This is a genomic window from Pseudomonas sp. NPDC089401, assembly GCF_044749485.1.
GTDB lineage: Bacteria > Pseudomonadota > Gammaproteobacteria > Pseudomonadales > Pseudomonadaceae > Aquipseudomonas.
This window is the reverse complement of sequence record NZ_JBIVIA010000031.1, coordinates 1-1,123: the sequence shown is the minus strand read 5'-3', so window position 1 is coordinate 1,123 and position 1,123 is coordinate 1. Positions and strand designations below refer to the sequence as shown.

Here is a 1,123-nt window from a genome sequence, read left to right as displayed (position 1 = left end):
ACGGCCGGGGTCTCGACGTTGACTTCCTTGAAGAAGCCCAGGCGCTCCAGGCGGGTCTTGGACTGGTCGATCAGGTAGGTCGAGGCCCAGCCGCCTTCCATCTGGCGCATTTCGCGGCGCAGCACTTCGTCTTCGGTCTTGGTGTTGCCGCGGTAGTTGATGCGGTTGACGTAGGCACGCTTGCCCGGGTCGACGACGAACATGATGTCGACCGTGTGGTCCTGGTCGTTCGGCTGTGGCACGCCGTTGACGTTGGCGAAGGTGTAGCCTTCGTTGCCCAGGCGGCGGGTGATCAGCTCGGAGGTGGTGGTCATCACCTTGCGCGAGAACACCTGGCCCGGCTGCACCAGCAGCAGCGACTGGACCTGGTCTTCCGGCACCTTGAGGTCGCCCGACAGCTTCACGTCACGCACGGTGTACTTCTCACCCTCGTTGACGTTGACGGTGATGTAGACGTGCTTCTTGTCCGGGGTGATCGACACCTGGGTGGAGGCGATGTCCATGTTGATGTAGCCGCGGTCCAGGTAGTAGGAGCGCAGGCGCTCGAGGTCACCGGAGAGTTTTTCGCGGGCGTACTTGTCGTCGTTCTTGAAGAACGACAGCCAGTTGGTGGTCTTCAGCTCGAACAGCTGCTGCAGCTCCTCGTCGCCGAACACGGTATTGCCGACGATGTTGATGTGCTGGATGGCGGCGACCGTGCCTTCGTTGATCTTGATCTTCAACGCCACACGGTTGCGCGGCTGCGCCACCACCTCGGCGTTGACCTCGGCCGAGTAGCGGCCCTGGGCCACGTACTGGCGCTGCAGCTCGTTGCGCACGCCTTCGAGGGTGGCACGCTGGAAGATCTCGCCTTCGGCCAGGCCCGACTGCTTCAGGCCCTTCATCAGGTCTTCGGTGCTGATCGCCTTGTTGCCTTCGATCTCGATGCTCGACACCGACGGGCGCTCGACCACGTTGATGATCAGCACGTTGCCATCGCGGTTCAGCTGGATGTCCTGGAAGAAACCGGTCTTGAACAGCGAACGGGTGGAATCCACCAGGCGACGGTCGTCGGCCTGGTCGCCCACGTTGAGCGGCAAGGCGCCGAACACGCTGCCGGCGGACACCCGCTGCAGGCCGTTGA

At 63.0% G+C, this 1,123-nt stretch carries 1 protein-coding gene; it reads right to left on the bottom strand.

Translation table 11 applies throughout. From position 1 onward, the window contains the following. Window positions 1-1,123: outer membrane protein assembly factor BamA (gene bamA / locus ACIP21_RS28675; RefSeq protein WP_400694981.1), on the bottom strand; the 1,123-nt coding region annotated here is incomplete at both ends.